Annotated in this window: 24 protein-coding genes and 1 pseudogene; 18 read left to right on the top strand and 7 right to left on the bottom strand. The window is 46.8% G+C overall.

What is annotated here, in order from left to right; all coding sequences use genetic code 11:
• Nucleotides 1–43 precede the first annotated feature (43 nt).
• The 8 genes from JOE49_RS26240 to JOE49_RS01720 all read left to right on the top strand — a co-directional run bounded on the left by JOE49_RS26240 (nucleotide 44) and on the right by JOE49_RS01720 (nucleotide 6,780).
• Nucleotides 44–718 (top strand): hypothetical protein, encoded by a 675-nt coding sequence (locus JOE49_RS26240; protein ID WP_237448960.1) that lies wholly within the window; start codon nucleotides 44–46, stop codon nucleotides 716–718.
• A complete protein-coding gene (locus JOE49_RS26235; RefSeq protein WP_237448961.1) occupies nucleotides 706–1,092 on the top strand; it encodes a leucine-rich repeat domain-containing protein in 387 nt (128 codons plus the stop codon). The genes JOE49_RS26240 and JOE49_RS26235 overlap by 13 nt, the downstream gene beginning before the upstream one ends.
• A 120-nt stretch (nucleotides 1,093–1,212) precedes the next feature.
• The gene (locus tag JOE49_RS01745; protein ID WP_231517203.1) at nucleotides 1,213–1,401 is read left to right on the top strand and encodes a hypothetical protein; all 189 of its coding nucleotides are present in this window, start codon (nucleotides 1,213–1,215) and stop codon (nucleotides 1,399–1,401) included.
• A 116-nt stretch (nucleotides 1,402–1,517) separates the two neighbouring features.
• A complete protein-coding gene (locus JOE49_RS01740; protein ID WP_023990377.1) occupies nucleotides 1,518–2,201 on the top strand; it encodes a hypothetical protein in 684 nt (227 codons plus the stop codon).
• Nucleotides 2,202–2,555: 354 nt separating this feature from the next.
• The gene (locus tag JOE49_RS01735) at nucleotides 2,556–3,620 is read left to right on the top strand and encodes a sulfate ABC transporter substrate-binding protein (protein WP_023990376.1); all 1,065 of its coding nucleotides are present in this window, start codon (nucleotides 2,556–2,558) and stop codon (nucleotides 3,618–3,620) included.
• 78 nt (nucleotides 3,621–3,698) lie between these two features.
• A complete protein-coding gene (gene cysT, locus JOE49_RS01730; protein ID WP_028541788.1) occupies nucleotides 3,699–4,532 on the top strand; it encodes a sulfate ABC transporter permease subunit CysT in 834 nt (277 codons plus the stop codon).
• A gap of 79 nt (nucleotides 4,533–4,611) precedes the next feature.
• Nucleotides 4,612–5,487 carry a sulfate ABC transporter permease subunit CysW gene (cysW, locus tag JOE49_RS01725; RefSeq protein ID WP_013312030.1) on the top strand — a complete coding sequence of 292 codons (876 nt, stop codon included), beginning with the start codon at nucleotides 4,612–4,614 and terminating at the stop codon, nucleotides 5,485–5,487.
• Between the two features lie 162 nt (nucleotides 5,488–5,649).
• Complete coding sequence (locus JOE49_RS01720) at nucleotides 5,650–6,780, top strand: aminotransferase class V-fold PLP-dependent enzyme (RefSeq protein WP_209940466.1); 1,131 nt, start codon at nucleotides 5,650–5,652, stop codon at nucleotides 6,778–6,780.
• Nucleotides 6,781–6,865: 85 nt separating this feature from the next.
• Here JOE49_RS01720 and phnE (JOE49_RS01715) read toward each other — a convergent pair whose 3' ends face one another.
• From phnE (JOE49_RS01715) to JOE49_RS01700, 4 genes are all read right to left on the bottom strand, one after another.
• Nucleotides 6,866–7,663: a phosphonate ABC transporter, permease protein PhnE gene (gene phnE, locus JOE49_RS01715; RefSeq protein ID WP_053326128.1), complete on the bottom strand. Its 798-nt coding sequence runs from the start codon at nucleotides 7,661–7,663 to the stop codon at nucleotides 6,866–6,868.
• On the bottom strand, nucleotides 7,660–8,514 hold the full coding sequence (gene phnE, locus JOE49_RS01710; protein ID WP_034095097.1) for a phosphonate ABC transporter, permease protein PhnE: 855 nt from the start codon (nucleotides 8,512–8,514) through the stop codon (nucleotides 7,660–7,662). The genes phnE (JOE49_RS01715) and phnE (JOE49_RS01710) overlap by 4 nt, the downstream gene beginning before the upstream one ends.
• Nucleotides 8,511–9,281, bottom strand: a complete 771-nt coding sequence (gene phnC, locus JOE49_RS01705) for a phosphonate ABC transporter ATP-binding protein (protein ID WP_023990372.1) — start codon at nucleotides 9,279–9,281, stop codon at nucleotides 8,511–8,513. Before phnC ends, phnE (JOE49_RS01710) begins: the two co-directional genes overlap by 4 nt.
• A gap of 133 nt (nucleotides 9,282–9,414) precedes the next feature.
• The gene (locus tag JOE49_RS01700; protein ID WP_025722520.1) at nucleotides 9,415–10,383 is read right to left on the bottom strand and encodes a phosphate/phosphite/phosphonate ABC transporter substrate-binding protein; all 969 of its coding nucleotides are present in this window, start codon (nucleotides 10,381–10,383) and stop codon (nucleotides 9,415–9,417) included.
• Nucleotides 10,384–10,635: 252 nt separating this feature from the next.
• Here JOE49_RS01700 and JOE49_RS01695 point away from each other — a divergent pair, with 252 nt between their 5' ends.
• The 7 genes from JOE49_RS01695 (at nucleotide 10,636) to JOE49_RS01670 (ending at nucleotide 18,910) form a co-directional block, all read left to right on the top strand.
• Nucleotides 10,636–12,546, top strand: a complete 1,911-nt coding sequence (locus tag JOE49_RS01695) for a bifunctional 2',3'-cyclic-nucleotide 2'-phosphodiesterase/3'-nucleotidase (RefSeq protein WP_209940465.1) — start codon at nucleotides 10,636–10,638, stop codon at nucleotides 12,544–12,546.
• 246 nt (nucleotides 12,547–12,792) lie between these two features.
• Entirely contained in the window at nucleotides 12,793–14,199 is a 1,407-nt protein-coding gene (locus tag JOE49_RS01690; RefSeq protein ID WP_023990369.1) for a hypothetical protein, read from the top strand.
• A 197-nt stretch (nucleotides 14,200–14,396) separates the two neighbouring features.
• Complete coding sequence (pdxK, locus tag JOE49_RS01685) at nucleotides 14,397–15,206, top strand: pyridoxine/pyridoxal/pyridoxamine kinase (protein WP_209940464.1); 810 nt, start codon at nucleotides 14,397–14,399, stop codon at nucleotides 15,204–15,206.
• A 237-nt stretch (nucleotides 15,207–15,443) separates the two neighbouring features.
• Entirely contained in the window at nucleotides 15,444–17,141 is a 1,698-nt protein-coding gene (locus JOE49_RS01680; protein WP_023990368.1) for a M3 family oligoendopeptidase, read from the top strand.
• A 76-nt stretch (nucleotides 17,142–17,217) separates the two neighbouring features.
• Entirely contained in the window at nucleotides 17,218–17,559 is a 342-nt protein-coding gene (locus tag JOE49_RS01675) for a hypothetical protein (protein ID WP_028541793.1), read from the top strand.
• A 21-nt stretch (nucleotides 17,560–17,580) separates the two neighbouring features.
• Nucleotides 17,581–17,715 (top strand): hypothetical protein, encoded by a 135-nt coding sequence (locus JOE49_RS26630; RefSeq protein WP_256026502.1) that lies wholly within the window; start codon nucleotides 17,581–17,583, stop codon nucleotides 17,713–17,715.
• 517 nt (nucleotides 17,716–18,232) lie between these two features.
• Nucleotides 18,233–18,910 carry a hypothetical protein gene (locus JOE49_RS01670; protein ID WP_028541794.1) on the top strand — a complete coding sequence of 226 codons (678 nt, stop codon included), beginning with the start codon at nucleotides 18,233–18,235 and terminating at the stop codon, nucleotides 18,908–18,910.
• Nucleotides 18,911–19,171: 261 nt separating this feature from the next.
• Here the strand turns inward: JOE49_RS01670 and JOE49_RS01665 are convergent, their stop codons facing one another.
• A complete protein-coding gene (locus tag JOE49_RS01665) occupies nucleotides 19,172–20,143 on the bottom strand; it encodes a ring-cleaving dioxygenase (RefSeq protein WP_028541795.1) in 972 nt (323 codons plus the stop codon).
• Between the two features lie 251 nt (nucleotides 20,144–20,394).
• Here JOE49_RS01665 and JOE49_RS01660 point away from each other — a divergent pair, with 251 nt between their 5' ends.
• Nucleotides 20,395–20,925, top strand: a complete 531-nt coding sequence (locus tag JOE49_RS01660) for a GNAT family N-acetyltransferase (RefSeq protein WP_209940463.1) — start codon at nucleotides 20,395–20,397, stop codon at nucleotides 20,923–20,925.
• Nucleotides 20,926–21,157: 232 nt separating this feature from the next.
• Here JOE49_RS01660 and JOE49_RS01655 read toward each other — a convergent pair whose 3' ends face one another.
• On the bottom strand, nucleotides 21,158–22,678 hold the full coding sequence (locus JOE49_RS01655; RefSeq protein ID WP_209940462.1) for an MFS transporter: 1,521 nt from the start codon (nucleotides 22,676–22,678) through the stop codon (nucleotides 21,158–21,160).
• Nucleotides 22,675–22,872, bottom strand: coding sequence for a hypothetical protein (locus JOE49_RS01650; protein WP_023990363.1), 198 nt, complete (start codon nucleotides 22,870–22,872; stop codon nucleotides 22,675–22,677). Before JOE49_RS01650 ends, JOE49_RS01655 begins: the two co-directional genes overlap by 4 nt.
• Nucleotides 22,873–23,044: 172 nt before the next feature.
• Between JOE49_RS01650 and JOE49_RS01645 the strand changes: the two genes are divergently transcribed.
• Together JOE49_RS01645 and JOE49_RS01640 are read left to right on the top strand one after the other, a co-directional pair.
• Nucleotides 23,045–23,512 carry an Lrp/AsnC family transcriptional regulator gene (locus JOE49_RS01645; protein WP_209940461.1) on the top strand — a complete coding sequence of 156 codons (468 nt, stop codon included), beginning with the start codon at nucleotides 23,045–23,047 and terminating at the stop codon, nucleotides 23,510–23,512.
• 289 nt (nucleotides 23,513–23,801) lie between these two features.
• Nucleotides 23,802–24,117 (top strand): annotated as a pseudogene (locus JOE49_RS01640) (transposase); the annotation flags it as partial.
• Nucleotides 24,118–24,149: the final 32 nt, after the last annotated feature.

Here is a 24,149-nt window from a genome sequence, read left to right as displayed (position 1 = left end):
TTTTTTTATTGTAAGGCCGAGGGTTGCACAGAGGGGGAGAGACATGTTCAGATTATACAGCGATGTCCGGGGAGCAGCCTATGAAAGACTGATTGATTATGCTATGGAACGGGCAGACACGTTTATGCTGGGCATACATAAATGGGCGACAGAGGATGAGAATGGGGTGATCGACCAGGATGTCCTGTTCAAGGAATTGTTACAGCAATTGAATCCTTTTATGCTGTCCACACACTCTTATGAGGAAATTAGGGGCATCCATTCCATTGCCTACACACAAGGAACATTTTACCGATACCAGTGTGCGCCCGAGGCAGGGGGATTATTAAAGCAGGCGGCGTCTAGTTTGTTTTCCTGGGTACATCCCCAATTACCTGAGGATTTGTGCTTCCAGAATGCGGAGGGAAGGGATTGGATCATTAACATAGCTCACGAACGAATAGGTGGACTAAACATGGCTACAGAAGAAGCGGATGAATTGGAGAAGCTTATACCTGGTGTGTTTATTCACAAACCTGAATATCATCAGGATATAGATGTTTTTCTGGACGATGCTATTCGGCATCAACCGGATCGAGTAGAGCTTATGCGGTTTGGCTTGAGGGAGATACCGGAACGGATTAGAGAATTGTATTCCCTGAAGCATCTGACTATTTTCGAGCAGGATATACGAACACTACCGCACGCTTTGTTGAATTGGAATCGTTGGAGTCACTGACGATACAAGTAGCGGATTTGGAAGAGCTACCCGCTGACATTGCCAAGCTGACCCATCTCAAAAACCTGAGGATCAGCTGTGGATGCTATGATCGTCCGGCCCCAGATTTCAAAGTGATTCCCAAGGCGGAGCTGGCATTTCGGCATTTGCCTCCTGAAATCGGAGAGCTGCAACAACTGGAGTATCTGGATATTCAGTATAGCGGAATCCGTACGTTGCCTCCTGAATTACAAAACCTGAAAAATCTACGCTCCTTGGACATTGTGAATGGATTCATCGAATCGGCACCCGATTTTATATATAAAATGACCTGGCTGAATCGCTTCCTTATAGAAGATAAGCCGTTCCATCTGTGCAATCACGGTGACGACTGAAGGAAAGATAAGAAGAGGAGGAAATCAAATGGTGGAGAGGAACGCAAGCTGTACATCAGTATCAAGAATACAGGTAAGCAACCCGTACAATACAAGCTCAATAGTGCGAATGGATTAGACTTGCAAGGGCCAACGAGCGGGTTTTCCAGCCGAACGTTGCAGCCGGGAGAACGCCACGATCTGGTGTTTGTAAAGCCAGAGGGACAGGATGAAGCTGCAAATGACTCCTTGAAAGAGATGATTTTGAAAGTAAGTACGGACGATGGATCGCAAGGAAACGTTAAAACCTTCGCATATATTACACTGTAAGCTCCTTCCAGAAAGGGCACGACATGCGGTCATTAGTCTACTTATGTTACAATAGAACGGTTGAAGACTTAATGAACAGAATAGGTCAGAGCAGAAAGCAGAAAGGATGACCCGTTGTGCCCAAAAACCATGAATTCGGTAATCAAAAGATGTCACGGAGGCTGTCACTCACAGCCATTTTACTTACACTTACCTTTGTAGCACTTACTGGCTGTGGTCAGGATAAGAATGCTGAAACCATTGATACTGGAAGCAGTACAAGTGTGATCGAGAACGGAGCCGGTGGTAGTCGTAGCGGTTCAGCCCAAAGTGACAAAGCAGCGAAAGAGAGCAAGAGTGCAGAAAACAGCGGTACTGATGCACAAAAATCAACTCCTTCAGCTCCATCTGCTTCATCGGATACATCTTCTTCTCCGGCAGCCTCCAATCCATCGCAAAATCCATTTGAGGTAGCAGGTATTCAAGATCCTAAAGCGTTTTTGAACACGTTCAAAGCGCTGCAGAAGGCAGTTGCCGACAATGACAAGGAAAAAGTGGCCAATTATATTTTGTACCCTCTGCGTGTTAATGATAGTGAAAAGTCGCTAACGATTCCGAATAAGAAAGATTTTATGGCCAAGTATGATCAGATTTTTACGGACGCAATTCGCGAGGCGCTGGTGAATCAAAAGACAGATGATTTGTTTGTTAATTATCAGGGAGTCATGGTGGGATCGGGTGAACTGTGGTTGAGAAGAGCTACGGACAATCCGAAGCTTTTTGGAGTCTTTTCGATTAATCTTGAAACGGTTGCCAACTAAGTCGTACTTCGTGTGTAAATGACCTCTAAACGGTCGGAAACATATATAATGTTTCTGACTGCCCCCCTCTAAAGAAAGAAAAGTCCAGATGATACATACCAAAAAAAGGTTTGACATCACTCCTAAACTCTCGTATTATATCCATATAACTCATTAAACAGGTAGGAATTAAAGAATTAATGTATGATCTCGCCATTTTGGCGGAGAACCTCTAGGAACAGCAGGCAGACACTGTCCACGTGACAGGTTTGACCTATCAGGGCTGCATCAGGGAATTCTCCGCTCTTTTTTTGATTATGTCTGTCAATAACAGGCGTAAATGAATACAAATTACATAGAATTCGGGGTGTCTTGATGAAGAGGCAATGGAAAAGTGGACTTATTCTCGGACTATCTTTGGTTTTAACGATTATGCTAAGCGCTTGCGGGGCAAGCAAGGGAGGGACGCAGGCGGATGGTAGCTCTGCTGCCGGTTCCAAGGACGTGGAGTTACTCAATGTTTCTTATGATCCGACCCGTGAGCTGTATGAGGCATATAATAAAGCATTTGCCGCCCATTGGGAGAAGGAGAAAGGGCAGAAGGTTACGATCAAGCAATCTCACGGAGGATCTGGCAAGCAAAGTCGTTCTGTGCAGGACGGACTGGACGCGGACGTGGTAACTCTGGCCCTGGGTTATGATATTGATGCGCTACAGGAAAAAGGACTCGTTAAAGAGGGGTGGCAAAGTAAATATGAGCATAACAGCGCCCCGTACACTTCAACCATCGTGTTACTGGTACGCAAAGGGAACCCGAAAGGGATTAAGGACTGGGACGATTTAATCCGTGGCGATGTGCAAGTTATTACACCGAATCCTAAAACTTCGGGTGGAGCACGTTGGAACTATCTTGCAGCCTGGGCCTATGCGCTCAAGAAGAACAATAACGATGAAGCCAAGGCCCAGCAGTTTGTACAGGAGCTGTATAAGCATGTGCCGGTACTGGATAGCGGAGCACGTGGAGCGACAACGACTTTCGTAGAGCGTGGAATTGGCGATGTACTGATCGCTTGGGAAAATGAAGCACTGCTCTCGGTGAAGGAGCTGGGTGCGGACAAATTCGATATCGTGTATCCGTCGATCAGTATTTTGGCGGAACCACCGGTAGCGGTAGTTGATAAGGTGGTAGATAAAAAAGGTACACGCGAGGTGGCGGACGCATACCTGAAATATTTGTACAGTGAAGAAGGGCAGACCATTGCTGCCGAAAATTATTATCGCCCAACACTGGAGAGCGTGACGGCAAAGTTCAAGGATCAATTTCCTAAATTGGAGCTCGTGACCTTGAAGGATGTATTCGGGACATGGAAGGAGACGCAGCAGAAGCATTTCAGCGACAAGGGCATTTTTGACCAGATTTATGTACCCGGCAGTTCATAAAATAGGTGGACTGTGTAGGGATTGGGTCGGTAGCCGCGAGTGTCATAGTCAATGGATTCAGAGAGGGATGGACAGAACATGAATCAAGTGCAAGCCACTCGAAAACGCGTACTTCCCGGGTTCGGGTTAACAATGGGTTATAGTGTGCTGTATCTCAGTCTGGTGGTGCTGGTGCCTTTATCGGCACTGCTTCTGAATTCAACTGGACTGACGTGGGAGAAATTTTGGGACGTGGCGACTGATGTTAGGGTGCTGGCTTCCTACAAGGTAAGCTTTTTGTGTGCTGCGGCTGCGGCGCTGATCGACCTGTTTCTCGGTTTATTGATAGCTTGGGTGCTGGTGCGTTATGAGTTTCCGGGAAAACGACTTTTTGATGCGGTGATTGATCTGCCCTTTGCTTTGCCTACTGCGGTAGCAGGGGTTGCTTTGACTGCTCTGTATGCACAGAACGGCTGGATCGGTTCATTGTTTGAACCGCTTGGATGGAGGATGGCGTACTCACAGACGGGGATTACGCTAGCATTGATGTTTATTGGCATTCCGTTCGTTGTACGGACAGTGCAGCCGGTGCTGGAGGAGCTGGACAAGGATGAGGAGGAGGTCGCTGCTACGCTGGGAGCTGGCAGATGGCGTATCTTCTGCAGCGTTATTGTACCAGAGCTGGTGCCACCGCTGCTGACGGGTTTTGCGCTCGCCTTTGCCCGTGGCATTGGCGAGTATGGTTCTGTCGTCTTCATCTCTGGCAATATGCCGATGAAGACGGAAATTGCTCCACTGCTCATAATGTCCAAGCTGGAGCAAAATGACTATGCAGGAGCTACGGCAGTAGCGTTGATGCTGTTGGTAATTTCATTCTTGCTGTTACTCGTGATTAACAGCATTCAGCGCTGGTCACGACGGCGCACTGCCTAAACGCAACTGTCTAATGTGACTATCTAATGTTAACATGCAGGGCTGCGCATGATATCCACGTTCTAAGGAGGGATAGATTATGTCACAAGCGATAACTGGGCAGGAGCTTGCTTCTGCACCAGTGCCTTCATCTGCACCGCCCAACAGGGTCACGACCGAGGCCGCTTGGGTGAAGTGGACGCTGATTGGTGCTGCTTTTTTAGCTTTGCTCTGGGTGCTGGTATTGCCGCTAATCGTCGTGCTTACCGAAGCACTCAAGCAAGGATGGGGCGTATACGTCGAAGCGTTACGGGACCCGGATGCCATGTCCGCATTGCGGTTGACGCTGCTGGTGGCAGCGATAACGGTACCGCTGAATACGGTATTTGGTGTAGCTGCCGCTTGGCTGATCACGAAATTTCAATTTCGCGGCAAAGGCTTGCTGGTCACCTTAATTGATTTACCCTTTGCCATCTCTCCTGTCGTCGGAGGGCTGATGTATGTATTAGTGTTCGGCGCACAGGGCTGGCTTGGACCGTGGTTGGACGAGCATGATATTAAAATTATATTTGCTTTGCCTGGTATTATTTTAGCGACGCTGTTCATCACCTTTCCATTTGTGGCGCGAGAACTCATTCCAATGATGGAAGATCAGGGACAGCAGGAGGAAGAAGCGGCTGTCATGCTGGGCGCGCGCGGTTGGCGCATTTTCTGGAAAGTGACGCTGCCGAACATCAAGTGGGGTTTGTTGTATGGCATCATTTTGTGTAATGCGCGAGCCATGGGTGAGTTCGGTGCAGTGTCCGTCGTTTCTGGACATATCCGTGGAGAGACGAATACACTGCCGCTGCATGTAGAAATTTTGTATAACGAATATCAGTTCTCGGCATCTTTTGCGGTGGCCTCGTTGTTATTGTTACTTGCTCTGGCAACCTTGGTACTTAAAAGCTGGTTTGGACGCAAACGCGTGCATTAATTTATGATTTTGTATATGATCCCTCAGGGCCTCTCTTTGCGTCTATCGTCTGTTAACGGCGAGAAGATGGGAAGAGAGGCCCTTGTTCTAAGGTGGCTTATATGGATAATAAAATGATCATATCAAGGCACGTTGGTGTGCCCAGGAGGAGCGAAGGGAAAAATGAAACATCCGTTTCAGTCCTACCGTCAGCTGTTTCCAGTGCTATCCTCACATATCCATGTAGGGAGCTGTTCACAGGGGGCCGTATCGAGGCCGGTTTCCGCTGCCATTGAGGAATATCATCGAAGTTTGCTGCAACACGGTCATAACGGCGATCTGTCTATGGCACGTTTGGAGGAGGCGAGAGGGCATTTTGCCAAGCTCATCGGGGCGGAGCCTGACGAAATTGCGGTCCTGTCCTCAGCCTCTGAGGCGATTGCTGGGGTAGCTACAGCCCTTCCTTATGTACCAGGTAAAGAAGGCATTGTGTATGCGGACACCGACTTTCCGACGGTGGGACACATCTGGCACGCACAGGAGATGTTCCGTGATCACATCTGCTGTATCCCCTCCATCGAGGGAGAAGTGATGATAGAGCAGTATGAGGAGCATGTTACGGAGAAAACTGCGCTCGTTATGGTGTCCCATGTGAACTATACCAACGGATTTCAGCAGGATTTAAAATCCATTGCAGATATAGCTCACCGAAATCAGGCGTTTCTGTTTGTGGATGCTTATCAGTCTGCAGGAATCATTCCGGTGGATGTTAAGGCAATGGGCGTAGATATTTTGGTCGCGGGAGCACGCAAATATATGCTGGGAATTCCGGGCGTGGCTTTTCTTTATGTAAGCAAGGATCGAATAGACCGCTTCAAGCCCCGTCTTACAGGCTGGCTTGGGCAGGAGCTCGCTTCCCGGTTTGATATTGCTCACCCGGTTCCGGCGGCGGGAGCCCGACGCTTTGAGACGGGATTGCCTTCTTTTATTAGCATTTTTGCCGCCAATGCGGCTTTAAAGCTGCTGCTAGAGATCGGAGTCACGAATATTCAGGCCTATATGAGTGAGTTGTTGGATTTTTCCGTTGAATATGGACGGCGCAAAGGGCTACACATACGTGTACCTTACAGGGGAGGCACATTACCAAGCCTGCTCGCTGTTGAAGTAGCCGACGTGTCGGCTATGGAGAGGAATTTGAGAAGCCAAAATATGATCGTTTCAGCACGAAAGGATGTTATCCGTGTGGCTCCTCATTTTTACAATACGGCTGAGGAAGTCCGACGGGTCATAGATGAATTGGCAGGGAGATGTTGAACGACAAAAGCCTCTTCCGAGTGAATGGGAGCATGACATGTCCCTTTTTACACAGGAGAGGCTTTTTGGGCTTTTAGAGTTCTAATTATACGATCCGTTTGCGCAGCCAGCCGGAAATCAGATCCGTCAAAATGATCAGAACCACAATGCCGAGCAAAATAACGCCTACACGGTTCCAGTTGCGCATTTGGAGTGCAAATAGTAGCGGAGTACCGATACCACCTGCACCGACCAGACCGAGCGTGGTAGCGGAACGGATATTAATTTCAAAACGGTAAAGCGAATACGAAAGAAACTGTGGAATCACCTGTGGTAGCACGGCAAAGAAGATCACCTGCCAACGATTGGCGCCGCACGCGATCAAAGCTTCCTGGGGCCCGTGATCGACGCTTTCGATCGTTTCCGAGAAAAGCTTCGCCAGCATGCCGATGGAGTGAATGCCAAGGGCGAGAACACCCGCAAACGAGCCGGGCCCTACGGCTTTGATAAACAAGATCGCGACGATCATTTCGGGAAATACCCGGATGACACTAAGCACAAATTTCCCGCTACCCGATAAGGGACGCAGACGGGTCATATTGCTGGACGCCCAAAAGGCGAACGGAAGGCAGACAAATGCGGATACGAAGGTTCCGAGCACTGAAATGACCAGTGTATCCAGCAACCCGCGCAGCAAATCCTCTCCCTCAGGGATGTAGACGAACGACCAGTCGGGATGAAGGAAGCCGTCCAATATAGCGACAGAGACACTTTTAGCCGTCCCCTGTAATCCTTCAAACTGCATCCCGCGAAAAGCCCAAATATAAATGATGATTAGCAGAATAGCCAACGCCCATAAGCGCAGGCGGGAGCCAATAGGTCTGCGAAGCGTAGGATCATTCATAATAATTTCCTCCGTAGCAGGTTACTGCCGTAATCAATCGCAAGGACGATGACGAGGGTCAGTAGAATAATGATGCTTGCCCGATCATATCGGAACAGCCCCAGAGAACGGTCAAGCAACAGACCGATACCGCCAGCCCCGACCAGGCCCAGAACGGAAGCTGCGCGTACATTAACCTCAAAGGTATACAGCAAGTACGACACAAAATAAGGAAGAGCCTGCGGAACCACACCAAAGGCGATGACTTGAATGCGGCTCGCGCCAACAGCGGTCATGGCTTCCAGCGGCCCGGGATCAATGGCTTCAATCGCCTCAAAGGTCAGCTTGGCTATGATGCCAAAGGAGAAGAAGAGCAGGGCGAGCATCCCTGCAAACGGCCCGATGCCGAACACCGCCACAAAGATCGAGGCAAACAGCAAATCGGGAATCGTCCGTACTAGATTCAGGATCGTGCGCATCGGGAGCGAAATCAGCTTGCGCGGCATCACATTATAGGCACACAGCAACGCGACAGGGATCGCCAATATGGCTCCCAGTGTCGTGCCAACAATGGCGATCTGGATCGTTTCCAGCATCGGTTTCCAGATGGTAGGCAAGTAGCTCCAGTCGGGTGGAAACATTTCCCCCAACAATTTGCCCATCTCCGGCAAGCCGACGATCAACTGGTACGGTGTGGCATCCGTATGAATGGAGCAGGCTACCAGCACCACGATAAAAATCATCCAGGTGGCATAACGCTTGTAACGTCCTGGCAAAGGTGGCCCTGCGGGCGTCTTGCCAGGCTGCGGCGGTCCAGCATGCGGTGACGGTTGCGTCGAAGAGAGCGGCTGGGCAGTAGAGTCGGGCTTCATGATCCCACTCCCAGCAGCTCATCATGCTTGATGGCCCGGCCGTAGATCTCCGCAAAGGCCTCATCCGTAGCCTCCTCCGGTGTGCCGTCAAAGACCACTTCCCCGGCGCGCAATCCGATGATCCGCGTTGCATATTCGCGCGCGAGATCAATGAAATGCAGATTGACGATGGTCGTAATCTGCATTTCACGGTTGATCCGCTGAAGGTCATCCATGACCTGGCGGGTGGTCAGCGGATCCAGCGATGCGACAGGCTCGTCCGCCAGAATGATTTTAGCCTCCTGCGCCAGAGCACGGGCGATGGATACGCGCTGCTGTTGGCCACCAGACAGCTCATCTGCCCGGCTGTAGGCCTTTTCGCGGATGTTCACGCGCTCCAGCGCTGTTAGTGCCAGTTCGATATCTTCCTTCGGAAAGAGGCCGAGAATGGTTCGCAGCGTTGAATGATAGCCGACGCGGCCGGAAAGTACATTGCGGAGCACCGTCGAACGCTTAACCAGATTGAAACTTTGAAAGATCATGCCGATATCACGGCGAATGCGCCGCAGCTCGCTGCTTCCAGCAGACGTGACGGACCTGCCACCCACGACAATGTCGCCGGACGTAATGTCATGCAGTCGGTTAATGGAACGCAGCAGGGTAGACTTACCTGCACCGGATAAGCCGACAATGACGACCATTTCTCCCTCCTGAATCGTCAAATTAATATTGTTCAACCCTTTGGTGCCATTCGGGTATGTTTTCGATACGTTACGGAATTCGATCATATGCTCCCAACTTTCTCCCCCGATGGGGTGGAATGAAAACAACACCGCCATGAATACATGGACGGTGCTGCCCTGTCATTCGTAAAGCCTGTTTCGTAGCTGTTACTTCATTAAAGTACCTTGTTTGTTCCGATTACTTAACCGCTTGACCAACGGCTTCGGCGTATTCACGCACAGAGTCGAAGTTTTTATCGTCGCCCTTTTCATAACCTACATGGGTGTAAATCTCTTTAATGATTTCGCCGCCTGCAGGATCTTTGGCGATGTCAATAAAGGCTTGGCTGATCTTGTCTCTCCACGCTTGATCCATATCAGAACGTACGCTGACGGTATCATTTGGAATTTTAGCTGTGTAATGAATGACGCGAGTTTTTTCAAATACATCCGGGATTTCCTTCTTCACCGTGTTACGTGCATCCTGGAAAACAGCTACCGCATCAACTTGACCGTTCAGCAACGCCAGAATAGCAGCATCGTGGCCTTTGATTGTCACACCCTGCACATCCGTATCCGGGTCCACGCCAGCTTTTTTCAGCTCTGCTGCAGGGTACACGTAGCCTGCGGAGGAGGTTACATTTTGCCAGCCAACCTTCTTGCCTTTCAGATCAGCTAGACTTTGAATCGGAGAATCCTTTTTCACCACGATCATTGCTTTATAAAAGTTTACTTTTTCAGTCGTGTCCTTACCTGTAGCATCTTCAATTCCGTAGCGTTGAGCTTGCAACAGCAAGTCGGCTGCTTTACGGTTATCGTGGGCCAGTACATAAGCATTCGGCGGAAGGAATCCTACATCTACCTGTTTGGAAGACATGGCTTCCACAATCGTATTGTAGTCAGGAGATACAGTTACTTTCACCGGGATTCCAAGCTTGTCACCCAGTAGATTTTCGAGCGGTTTGGCTTTGGCTTCGAGCGTATCTGCATTTTGAGAAGGAACGAACTGTACCTTTAACTCCTTAGGAACATAGGCTGTGCTTTCGTTTTTAGAGCCATCTGTACCCGGAGTGGACGCGCTGTTGTTATTGCTTGCATTGGAGCCACAAGCGGCTAGACCCGCTGCCAGTGTGAAGGTCATGCACAAGGTCAGTGCTTTTTTGAACAAAATAATTTCCCCCTAAACATAGTGATAACGATAATAAAAAACCTGTAAATGCTGTGACAAACCAAATCTTAACAGCTAGTCCCGTAGCTAGGGTAAAAACCACTCCTGACTTTGGTAAAAATGATGTAAAATTTATCGTATGCTTAAAACCATTTTCTGGATTTATGCAAAATGCTTGTTTTAACATTCTCTTAACAGTGCTCTGTTAGACTTGTTCAAGCTCTATGACCGAAGCTGAGGGAGAGAACAAGATTGGATATTTTGGATATTAACGAAAAGGCAGACCAGGACAATGTAAGCCTTGTGAGAGTGAAATTCCGCATTATGGTTACAACCGATTTGCATGTCAGCTTGTGGAATTACGATTATTATACGGATCAGGAGACGCTGCATTACGGTCTGGCGCAAACAGCCAGCTTGATTCAAATAGCCCGGGCGGAGGTACCCAATCACCTGCTGCTGGATAACGGAGATGTGATTCAGGGGAATCCGATGGGAGATTATGCTGTACAGCGAATCCAACAGGACCCAGGCGCGGTGCATCCCGCCTATAAAGCTATGAATCTGCTTGGGTATGAGGCAGGCAATATCGGGAATCATGAATTTAACTATGGACTGGAATACTTGCAGACTTGCCTTCGAGGAGCGCAATTTCCTTATGTGAATGCCAACATTTATATAGCGGGAGAACAAGAACGAAATTACTTTACACCTTATCTATTGCTGGATAAGACGGTAGAGGATGAAGCAGGTGGTAAGCATCTGTTGAAGGTGGGAGTCATCGGCTTTGTCCCTCCGCAAATTATGCAATGGGACAAGGCGTGGCTGGAGGGGAAAATCATCGTCAAAGATATGCTGGAAACGGCAAGACGGTTTATTCCACAAATGAAGGCGGCGGGAGCCGATCTCATCATTGCTATGCCCCATGCAGGCTTTGAGGATATTCCCGAAACGCTTGATATGGAAAATGCAGTGCTGCATCTGAGCACGGTGGAAGGGATCGATGCCATTGTGTTTGGTCATGCACATAAAGTATTTCCCGGACCATCGTTTATGGGGAAAACAGGTGTTGATGTAGAGCGAGGTACCATCCACGATATCCCAGCAGTGGAGTCGGGCTTTTGGGGGGATCATCTGGGTATCATTGATCTGGAGCTGACCTTTAGTGGAGAGAAGTGGCAAGTGGCTGCATCTGCTGCCGAGGTACGCCCGGTGTATGATCCGATACGCAAGGAGGCGCTGGTACAACCGAATACTGCCATTCAGCTGGCGGTAGCAGAAGAGCACGCCGGAACACTGGAGTATATTCGTGCACCTGTAGGTCAGACGACGGTGGCGGTGAACAGCTTTTTTGCTCAGGTGATGGATGATGCTTCGGTTCAGCTGGTGAATGATGCGCAAATGTGGTATGTGAAGCAGCAGATGCAAGGGAGCGAGCACGAAGGATTGCCCGTTCTGTCGGCAGCAGCTCCTTTTAAAACAGGTGGCAGATATGGCCCATCGTACTATACCCATATTCCTGCGGGGACGTTGGCGATCAAGCATATCGCCGATCTGTACAATTTTCCGAATACGTTGCATGTCGTTCGGCTGAGCGGAACGGAAATCCGGGAATGGCTGGAGTGGTCTGCTGGACAATTCCGGCAAATTGATCCTTCAGCAGAACAAGAGCAAGAGCTGATTAATTCTGATTTTCCAAGCTTTAATTTCGATATCATCGACGGCATCAGGTATCAGATTGATGTAACACAGCCAGCCAGATATGATGCTGACGGGGGCCTAAAGGACCCAGATGCACACAGAATCATTCAGATGTCTTTTGATGACGAACCGATGGATATGCAGCGAAATTATCTGGTTGTTACGAATAACTATCGCGCGTTTTCCTCTGCGCTGGTCAATCCGGGTGGAGAGCGAATCATACTTGCTTCACCGGATGAGAACCGTCATGTGCTGACTGAATACGTGCGGCATATGAAGACGTTGACGCCAAAAGCTGATGGCCATTGGTCCCTCGCCCCATGGTCAGGGCGTCCGCATGTGACCTTCCTGACCTCACCGCAAGCAACGGATGCCGCTAATGCCTATTCGGAGTTGCTTTATGAAGGGTTAACGGTAGAGGGATACGCTAAGTTTGCCCTCGATTTCGGACGTTCACGGTAAAACTGCTAACTTGTTTTTGTCCTATAAGTCCACAGCATCAAAATAATAGAAAAAGACTGTCCCACAGAGGACGGTCTTTTTTCATAAAACAGTTTTAAAATCGTACAAAATTCGTGATTTTATATGTCCTGAGTCGTATTTAAAGTTATTGACCTCTCGTATAAATAGACATATACTTTGATTAAACAAATTTTGGTTTAAAAGGTAATGAAAAAGTCACCATCATTCGTTTGAGGGGGTGTCCCTTTGGAAAAAAACACCACGATCCGCGCAGAAATAGAAAAGTATATTCAAAGTGAAGGCATTTCAATGCAATGTTTTGCAGATGCTTCCAAGGTAAATCCGGGTACACTTAGCGGTATACTTAACCGGAACCCACCACGGCCGATCTCAGTCAATCAGCTGGATTTGATTACCGAGGCCATGGGATTGGAAGAAGGATCTTTGTTCGAGATGTATGTTGATGAATGTTTTATTCATTCCTTACCACACTGGAGAAGGTTGCGTCCGTTTCTCCTGCGTTGCTCAGAGTTGAACAAGCTGGAGTGTATACGCAGTGTACTTGGCTATTTGATGGACGATTTATCGAACGTTCCTGCTATTTTTGAGACCGCAGAAGCGATGTTTGAGGATGGCAGACATGAAGCTTCCATGCTTCTGTATGATTGTGTCATTGAGAGTGAAAAGTATACCCACTCTGAACGATTGGCGATCAGCTATTTCCGTATATTCCAGATTCAGATTAAGGATAACCAACGGAACTTGAAGGCTGCTGTACAATTCCATTTGTACCGTAGTCGTCTACCGGAAATTTACGCACTGGAAGGCTTACATATGCTATCTCAAGTGTTTGCTTTAAAAATGCAATGGTCCGAGATGGAAATGTATGCGGACGAGCTAAGAGAGCTGGCGCAGGCATTGTATCGCAATCGGAACCGTTTTGGAGATGAGCACCTGGAGCTGCTTAAGCCGCTCGTTTATTACTATGCTCAGGGGCATCTGCTCAAGGCCAGTTGCTATGAGTTTCAGGGTAGATATGAGGAATCCAAGCAATGGATTGAAGGTTATGCAGATTTGAGCTGGTTTGAGGGTTTAGACGAGGAAGGCTGGAAAGTGGTCAACCTACATCGTGTATATGCACAGGGCAACCGACTTTGTATTGAAATTAAAATGGGCAACACTTCTGCAATCTATGATTATATTACTTACCTGCGTGAGCATCCGGATGAGACACTGGAGGGCTTGAACACCTTGCTCGAATCAGCGAACCGGTTTGGTTATTTCGTGGATGCCGAACTGGGACTATTTAGTCAGCAACTCAAAAGCTTTTGGCAGCTTGCACCGGAACGATGGGACACTCATTATCGCAAGCACTTTAACGCATTTCGCTTTGCATCCTTTTGTAAGGTGTATGCGGAATACTATTTCCGAAAAGGCGATTACCCCGAGGGAGTGGGACAAACACTGCATTGCTTGCAACTGTCTGTCGATAATAGCTATACAGAACATATCATTGGTTGTATGGCTTTATTTGAGCAGCATCGGAATTTTGCTACACTGGAACAGCAGCAGTTGTATCAGAGTCTGTGCTTAGGCGTACGTGCAAATGAAAAGAATCATGCCTATGATCATAGTACCGGTGGGTATTTATAATTCTAAATTTCATTCGAATTCTTCATATAACACGTTATTGCGAGGATGTTCCTGTTTCAAAAGGGGATGTTCTCGTTTTTTAGCTACTGTCGTCGCCTGTGACTTTTAGCATAGAGAGGACCGTTTTGCGCGTTGACAAGTTTCGCGAGCGGGATTAGGATAAATGCAGCACAGAAAGTGAAGGAGAGCATGTACAAATGACGATTCCCAAAACATTAACGATAGCCGGCTCCGACACAAGCGGTGGAGCGGGTATTCAGGCAGACCTGAAAACCTTTCAGGAGCTTGGCGTATATGGCATGACCGTATTGACAACCGTAGTAGCGATGGGTCCTAAAACCTGGGATCATCTTGTATATCCTGTTGAGTTGGATGTGGTAGAAGCGCAGCTGCGTACTGTATTGGAAGGTATCGGTTTTGATGCGATGAAAACAGGTATGCTTGGTTCCGTTGAAATTATCGAGCTGGTAGCCAGCCATTTGAAAAAGCATGATCTGAAGCGGATCGTAATTGACCCGGTCATGGTCTGCAAAGGCACGGATGAAGTGCTCCAGCCGGAAAATACAGAGGCGATGCTGGAATTGTTGATTCCTGGCGCTGACCTGGTAACACCGAACTTGTTCGAGGCTTCGCAACTGGCGAAGAATGGACCGATCACGACACTGGAGCAGATGCAGGAAGCGGCTGCGATTATCCATGAGCGTGGAGCTAAGCATGTACTGATCAAGGACCGTGGCAAAATTCGCGCAGGTAAAGCGATGGATCTGCTATATGACGGAATCACTTTTGACTGGTTTGAAGCCGATGTTGTAAAAACAAACTTTACCCACGGTGCAGGCTGCACCACTTCGGCAGCGGTAACGGCTGGTTTGGCTCAAGGGCTGACTGTACGTGAAGCAGTGGATCAGGCCAAGAGATTCATTACACAGGCCATTGAAGGTAGCTTCAAGCTGAATGAATTCGTCGGTCCGACTTTGCATGCGGCACATCGTTTGCAAAATCAATAAAGCATAAAGGTCTGCGATCTTAGAAAGACTTATAAATCTCCATCAGGCTGAATATATATTAGATTGTTTTAGACCATGACTTTTTTGATATATAGAATTAGATGAGGCTCAAGAGCCGCAATACATGGTATTGCGGCTCTTGAGGTTGTATTTTATTGGAATTATATCTTCCAGTTTGGTCTAAGCGTACTGTATAATAGGCATCAGATTTATTATATTTAAGGAGGAACCGAAGCAATGACATTATTCAGCCAAATGGCTTACAGCCGACCAGAGCAACCTGAAATTGAACAGCGGTTTAAAACGCTGTTGCAGCAGTTTCGTGAAGCGGACAGCGTAGAACGTCAAAATGAAGTGATTCATGCGATTAACAAGCTGCGCAGTAACGTGGAAACGCAATTGCAATTGGTGGAAGTTCGGCACTCCATTAATACGGAGGACGCCTTTTACAAAGCGGAGCAAGAGTACGCTGATGATTTCATGCCGGTTATTCAGGAGTATGTAACCGATTACTACCGGGCATTGGTGGATTCTCCATTCCGAACCGAGTTGGAGAGTCAATGGGGCAGCCAGCTTTTCAGTATTGCCGAGGTAGCACTCAAGTCGTTCCATCCGGATATTATTGAGGATTTGCAGCAGGAAAATAAGCTGACCTCGGAATATGCTCAATTGATTGCTTCAGCGAAGATCCCGTTCGAGGGAGAAGAACGCACATTGTCGCAGCTCCTGCCTTTTGAAATGGCTACCAACCGGGAGACGCGCAAACAGGCCTCCGAGGCTAAATATCAATTTATGAGTGAGCATGAGGACGAGCTGGACCGGATTTATGATGAACTGGTGAAGGTGCGCACGCGCATGGCACACAAGCTGGGCTATGACAACTTCGTAGAATTGGGCTATGCTCGCTTGGGACGTACAGATTACAATGCCAAAATGGTAGCCAATTTCCGCGAGCAGGTGCTGAAGCACATCGTTCCTCTGGCAACCAAGCTGAAGGAACGCCAGCGCGAACGGATCGGAGTAGATCAGCTTCGCTATTATGACGAGGGCTTCAACTTCCTGTCAGGCAATCCTACGCCTAAAGGTGACCCGGAGTGGATCATTCGCAATGGAGCACGTATGTATGAGGAACTTTCAGCGGAAACACATGAATTTTTCAGCTTTATGATTGAACGTGGATTGATGGATTTGATCAGCAAAAAAGGCAAGCAAAGCGGAGGCTATTGTACATTTTTGAGCGAATATGGCACGCCGTTTATTTTCTCCAATTTCAATGGTACATCCGGGGATATCGACGTATTGACGCATGAAGCAGGTCATGCCTTCCAGGTCTATGAAAGCCGACATTTTGAAATTCCTGAGTACCATTGGCCAACTATGGAGGCGGCTGAGATCCACTCTATGAGCATGGAGTTTTTCGCATGGCCTTGGATGAATCTGTTCTTCGAAGAAGATACGGACAAATATCACTTTGAACATCTATCTTCATCGTTGCTGTTCGTGCCTTACGGCGTAGCCGTGGACGAATTCCAGCATGCCGTATACGAACATCCAGACTGGACCCCAGCCGAACGTAAAAGCGCATGGCGCTCCATTGAACGTAAGTATAAACCGCATCTGGATTATGAAGGCAACGAGTATCTGGAGCAGGGCGGGTTTTGGCACAAACAGGGTCATATTTTTCAATCCCCGTTCTACTATATTGACTATACACTCGCGCAACTGTGCGCGTTCCAATTCTGGAAACGCATGAGTATCGACCGGACAGCTGCGTGGGAAGATTATTTGAAGCTATGCCGTGCCGGGGGAAGTCGCTCTTTTACCGGATTGGTTGAGTTGGCTGGACTAATCTCGCCCTTCCAAGATGGCTGTATCGCCTCTGTAATCGGAGAAATCGAAGCATGGCTGAACAGTGTGGATGATAAAAAGCTGTAAGCATAATTAAAAAGGGCATTTCGCTTACCTGTCAAAGCTGAAAAGCTTACAGATAGCGGAATGCCTCTTTGTGTAAATGGTCAATAAGTATGCGAGAACTCTTGAAGAAGCTGGCTATGCGTTTGCTAAGGATGAAAAAGAGCATCGAGCCTTTGTAAATCACGACAAAGTAGCCTTTTGTGCGCTGCTGGACTTCCTGAATCGTGGCATTGAGTATCAGAGCGCCATAAATGCTGTTGTGGAGCAGTGGGCGTATTCCGGGGTTGGTGACCAGGTAAATGGTGTGCTGGAGGAAGTGCGCCAAGCTCAAGAACGTGCAGATCAGCAACTCACGGAAATTGCGGGGCTGTTTCGCGGCTGGAGCTGCACGGCAAGCACAAACGATTTTTTGGGTTATTCTAAATTAACCATGAATTGATGCAGAAGGGAAAGTTTATCCGTGGGGAGTCATTTTGGCGACGAAGAAATGCCGGCAGAACAGGTAAAAAACCGGTTGCCGAGAAATTGGGGCAACGTGCTGAAGCTTTTGGATGAAGTGAACGGCCATGTTCCACCGAAGGGTAAGCCAGAATAAGGAGTTTTTTCGGAAATGGGCATAGGCGAAAATCAAAGGAATCGGGAGAAAAGCAGAGATCAGCTGGATGGCCAAATCTCTGCTTTTTTGCATTGTTCCACGGAAGGCTAGACATATGCAAAAAATGCTGGATTTTATACATATGCCATCTAGGTAATGTGATAGCACTGTATTAGGTGATGTAATTATATAAATCAGTCCAAGCGAGCTGGAACACTCGAGGTCTCCAATCCCGTGTTAAATCATTTACGCCTTTTCTTTATTAAAAATATAGCCAGATATCCTACTGCTACTATTCCTGCGCTTAAAAAGCAAACTAGTAAACCATTTAGTTCTACTTTTCCAGTAAGTATAAATATAGTCAAGATTCCAGTGAAAAATCCAATGAATAAGATTTTTGAAAAGTTTTTCAAAATTGACAACTCCTTCTAAAAATATGTACCCAAAATAGCTTATATATGGTACTCTATATATTTTTATTACAATTATATCGTATTATTAGGAGGAAAGTGGTAAAATGAAGAAATTTGTATCGACTTTGATGGCATCAGTTATGTTAATGCTTGTTATCGGCAGTACAGCAGCAATGGCAGCAACAACGCCAAATGCAGTACAGAGAGAATCAACCTCTGAACTCAGCCAAGAATTGATTAACAAAGCAAATCCCTACATAAAACTACAGTCACAAACATTCACTTTAAGTGAAGAGGCTTCAAAAAATTTAACTGAAGATGAACTTGGACTCGTTAATAAAGCTTTAGATTCAGCAAATAATCAAGCGAAAAATATCTCAGGTGATGTAACAGTTACTACAACGGATAATAACAGTTTAAAAGTAGTACCTACTAATAAATTCTCTACAGCCTCGATTAATACTTCCTCTTATTGGGATTATGAATTACTTTGGTGGGGATACCGTATCTATTTTTCTCATCAATTAATAAATGATATCAAATCAAAAGCCCTTTACGCTGGGGGAATTGGTGCAATATCCGGATCAACTCTTACCGGTATTCTTTCGTCTTTGGGTCTACCAGGCTGGATTGGAGGTATTGTTGTAGGGATATTTTTAGTTAAAGGTGCAAGCATTGTTTATGCGGATAATGGCAGAGGGGTTTATTTTGATGCATTTTGGGCTGGTGACCCTGCTAGCCAAGCAGTAAACTTCGTTACAGCTAAAGTGTATGGTGCTTGATGTTAAGTAAAGCGCGATAAACAAAGAAAGCTTCAGGCCTTCATCGGTCTGAAGCTTTCTTTGTTTCATTTATCGGCTCATTTTGAAATTTGAGGCCAGATAGTCCAGGAGATCCGGGAGATGGTAGAATGTGTTCGATCTGCTCTGTCATTCTGGTCGTTCTATGCACAATAAACGGTCACAATTCATGAGATAAATAACATGAGATAAAAATATTTATGGGGCGAATTGACCATACCTGATCGTATCTTTAAACTTCAATTATTGTTTGGTGTTAAGCGGTTTGAGATTGGCTTCAATAGAGGCACGGCGTGATTCCAAAAATGGTGGTAACGCCAGCGATTCACCCAGAAACTCCAGTTCTTCATCCGTATCAAAGCCGGGCCCATCGGTTGCCAATTCAAACAGAATGCCGTTCGGCTCACGGAAATACAATGAACGGAAGTAAAAGCGATCTACAAAGCCTGAGTTGGAAATTTGCAGCTGCCCAATACGGTCTACCCACTGTTTGAGCTCTTCCTCAGTTTCAACACGGAAGGCTACGTGATGCACACTGCCACGTCCTGGTCGTTCTTGTGGCAGATCGTTGCGCTCTTCCAGATGAACTTCAGTTCCCGTACCGCCTTCACCCGTTTCATAGATGACCACATCTGGTTGTCCAGCAACGGGGGAAGGGTAAGAGCCTTTTTTGCGGAAGCCCATAACCTGTTCAAGAATGAGAATGGTATTCTCCGCTTTAGGAATGGTCAGATGAACCGGCCCAAGTCCTACAATGCCGTACTCGGCAGGGACAGGGCTTTTCTCCCAAGGCGTGCCGCCGCGCACTCCGTGATCATGTTCATCTGAAACGAGGAAGAAGCGTTGTCCTTCAAAATCCTCAAACGAAAGCGCCAAGCGTCCTGCTTGATCCGTAATTTCACCATGCTTTACATCCAGCTGCTCGAAGCGGTTTTTCCAGTAATCCAGTGCCTTGTCGTTCGGTACCCGTAAGGAGAGTGCTGAAATGCTGTTATTTCCTGTACGAGTTTGTCCCGCATGTGGAATTTCAAAGAAAGTGACTTCTGTACCCGCAGTTCCACGCTCATCTCCGTAAAAAAGGTGATACACACTAACATCATCTTGGTTCACCGTTTTCTTGATCAACCGAAGTCCCATTACCTGAGTATAAAAATCAACATTTTTAGCCGCCGCCGCTGTAATCGCCGATACGTGATGCAATCCTAACAGTTTCATATTATTGCCCTCCTTGGTTTATATATGATTAGTTTTTTTAAAACAAAATAACCAGTCGTAAAACTTTTCTTTATATTTATTATCTTGATATTAAGATATATTATTTTTGATTGTTTGTCAACTTGAATTACGATCTTTCTTGGAAGACTGACAAAAATAGAATTTCAAAATAATGCAAAAGCAGATACAATAAAGCCCAAAAATAGCCCAATGTAGCTAGAATGATTTTTATTATAAAAGGAGTGTGCTCCATGTATACGGATAAGGATTTGACGATTAGGCCTGTTACAGAAGAAGACCTACACGCCCTTTGGACGTTAACTTTTAAGGAAGAAGCACCGGAATGGAAGCAATGGGATGCACCTTATTATGAACATAAGCCACTTTCTTTTGATGATTATTTAAAAGAGAAGGAAAAGCGAATCGGACAAGATGACTTTTGGATCATTGAAGTGGAAGGCAAGGTCATTGGGTCAGTAAGCTACTACTGGGAGCATCAGCCTTCTCAATGGCTTGAAATGGGGATAGGTATCTTTGATTCGCAGTATTGGAGCGGTGGTTACGGTACGAGGGCACTCCGACTATGGATCACGCATTTGTTTAATACGTTGCCTCTAGTAAGAGTAGGTTTTACAACCTGGTCAGGAAACCATCGGATGATGAAGGTGGGGGAGAAGCTGGGCATGACCCTCGAAGCCAGGCTTCGAAAGTGCAGATATTATAATGGAGAGTATTATGACTCGATCCGAATGGGGCTTTTACGGGAAGAGTGGAAACTGTAGTTGTTCATACAAAGATACCTTTCTAAGCATAAAAAGATGACCTCTGAATTGATCGAGGCCACTGAAAAACTGTTGATTTCCGAAAATACAAAGATTTTAGGGGTACAAATATGTCTCCCTGAACGCGAAACGAGCCTTAGAAGCGATTCTAGAGGCTCGTTTTTCTTTGGATATTCTCTTACTCTCAACAATGGGGGACTTTTTCAGTACCTCGATATCCCCGGGATTGTCTTTATGCTCTCTTAGGTCTAAAAATCATAAAACTGATCGCGGCTAGAACCCAGACACCAATACCGCCGTAGAGCATTATCAAGCCAAAGCCGTGCATAAGCGCCGCATGGACGACGGCTCCAGACGCATCCAGAGAGGAGAGTTCTGGCAAACTCTGCCTGAGAGATACATTATTTCCGGCGGCTACTTTTTCGGCTACAGACCGCAATTGCACTGCACTGAGAGTCCCGGAAAGGGCACTCTTCAAATAAGACAAAATACCTGCCTGCAAGATGAATCCCATCACAGCGATATTGATGGCTAGACTGATCAATCTAGCACTCATATCTATACCGGAAGCCATGCCTGCACGGGCACTTGGAACAGAGCCGGTGGTCGTGTTGGTCACAGGCGTGTTCGTTAAGCCAAGCCCAATACCAGCCAACAAGGAGCCAGGGAGCATGGTCAACCAACTGGCGTGATCGCTGCCGCTGCCATATTTCATCAAAATGAAGCCCATACCGAGGATGAACAGACCTGATGGAATGACTATGCGCGGCTGGTAGCGGAGCGAAAAACGCTCTGCCAGAGGTGGAATTACCAAGGTGGGCAGCGCATAAGCCAAGAGAGACAGCCCGGCGGCTACGATGCCGTAACCCAGGCCACTCTGGAAATAGATCGGCAGATAGATCATGAACGGCCAGAAACTGAAGTTCATGCCGATGGAGCCAAGGAGAGCGCCGGAGAAATTACGTATCTTGAATACGGAAAAGTCAAACATCGGATGGGCGCTGAGCTTTTCCGCAAATAGAAAAATAATGAAACTTATTGCTACTGCAACAAGGATGCTGATGGATGCTCTGCTGGTAAAGCCGAGTTCCGGCCCTTGCGTGATAAAGTATGCAATGCCAAAAACTGTCAATGAAAGCGTGACGATGCCGATAATGTCCAGCTTTTTCACCTGCGGATCTCTGGACTCTTCTATGCCACCAAAAACAAGAATCAAAGTGAGGATGGTCAACGGAACGTGGACCAGGAAAACCCAATGCCAGTTCAACACGGCCACGATTATGCCGCCGATGATAGGTCCAAAACCGAGGCCGATACCGAACACAATCCCCCATATGCCAAAGGCTTTGCTGCGTTCTTGTCCTTCCTGAAACCGATGTGAAAGAATTGCTATCTGGCAAATCTGCATCGCACCAGCACCCACCCCTTGAAGAAACCGACTGATGATCAGAACCGATGTGCTTTGCGCCAAGCCACAAATCAAGGATGTAACACCGAACAAGACGAGGCTGATAATAAAAATACGCCTCCTTCCATACCGGTCAGCCAGCGTTCCAACAGCCATCAGAACTGTGGCACATGCAATGGTATAAGCGTTCATAATCCACTGCATATCCTTAAGATCGCCATGCAATACTTTCTCCAGAGTTGGCAGTATCACTGGCACACTGGAAATTTCGAGGCCGAACATCAATGCGGACAAACATATAGCAGCCAATGCAATTATATTTTTGCGGGAGAGGGAGAGGCTCACTGAGAGGTCCCTCCAGACTTTTGTTCACGGTCTGGACATCCGGCAGCGCAACTATAATATTGCGCCTCATTAAGCGTAACTCGTATACCAGCACCAACCAGCCTTTTTTCGACAATTGTACGATCAATAGCCTCTTCAATATGTACTTCTAAATCTGCTACTGTTCCTACCTTATTAAAAACGTATTTGCTCAAGGGCAGCCATCCTCTCTATCTTTTCATGTTTGGTTCACCTTATCGATATGAGTTTTATTATATAATCTAAATCATTCATTTTACATAACGCAATCAATCCATTATGATGATTATACAAAGTAATTAAATGAATTTCTCATAAAAACGTTAAATTTAAAGGAGAGAATTCAAAGTGGATCATGTAGACAAACAAATCCTCTTTTATCTTCAAAGTCAGGCGAGAATTTCAATGACAGAGCTAGGGAAATGCGTGGGTTTATCCCAACCTGCTGTAACAGAACGAGTTAAAAGAATGGAAGAAAAAGGTATTATCAAGGGGTATCGCACTATCATCTCTCCTGAAAAAATAGGAAAGGATACGGCAGCCTGTATATTGTTTCGGACTAGAGATTGCCATGCATTTCTTGATTTTGTTCATACATCTCCACATGTTGCCGAGTGCCATCGTATAAGCGGAGAACACAGTTATTTATTAAAAGTAGTGACCAGCTCGACACGCACCCTCGAAGAGTTTAGCAACCAGTGCGATAAGTATGGAACCTACACGAGCCTGCTTGTCATGTCGTCACCGATCGATCATAGACTTCTCATTCATTCTCTGGAAGAAGCAAGTGGAGCTGCTCATTCAGAAAAAGATTAAGGATGAAAAAAAGACAACCCCGGATATCCCGAGGCCACTGAAAAAGTCCTAAATTCTAAAGCGAGACAGTTCCTCCATAACAGAGGTTACTGTCTCGCTTTTTCGGTATAATTAAAATATCCAAATAAAGGCGGGTGGTTCCGGTGCTTCCGAAACAGCAAAGCATGGTCTAAGTCCATATATTGAACTATACAATCTGTTGATTCCCAAAGACCATCTGTTACGGAAGAATGGACGAATTGGTGGACTTTAGCTTTATTTATGAGGAACTGAACGAAACCTATTGTCACGACAAGACGAGTTCGAGTTTAACAAAGATGCGGGAATGTACGTATGCAAAGCTGGACATCTGGCGATCCGCAGAGCGCGTGAAGGCAAAAAAGTATAAAAAGCCATGAGCATTTGAAGAAGTTACGTTTCAAGAAAGCGAAAGCTTTAAAGCCAAGGCCAAAGAACGATACAAAATTGAGGCGAAGAATAGTGAACTGAAGCACAGACACGGGTACGATGTAGCGTCCTCCTCGGGTCTGATAGGTATGGAAATCCAGGGGGCTATGGCGATATTCACTGTCAATTTAAAACGAATATTGAAACTGATGGAGTAAGCAAGGGCCACATGAGGCGGAGAGCAAGAGAA

Source organism: Paenibacillus sp. PvR133 (assembly GCF_017833155.1).
In the GTDB taxonomy this organism is placed as follows: domain Bacteria; phylum Bacillota; class Bacilli; order Paenibacillales; family Paenibacillaceae; genus Paenibacillus; species Paenibacillus polymyxa_B.
This window is presented reverse-complemented; position numbering and strand designations above follow the sequence as displayed.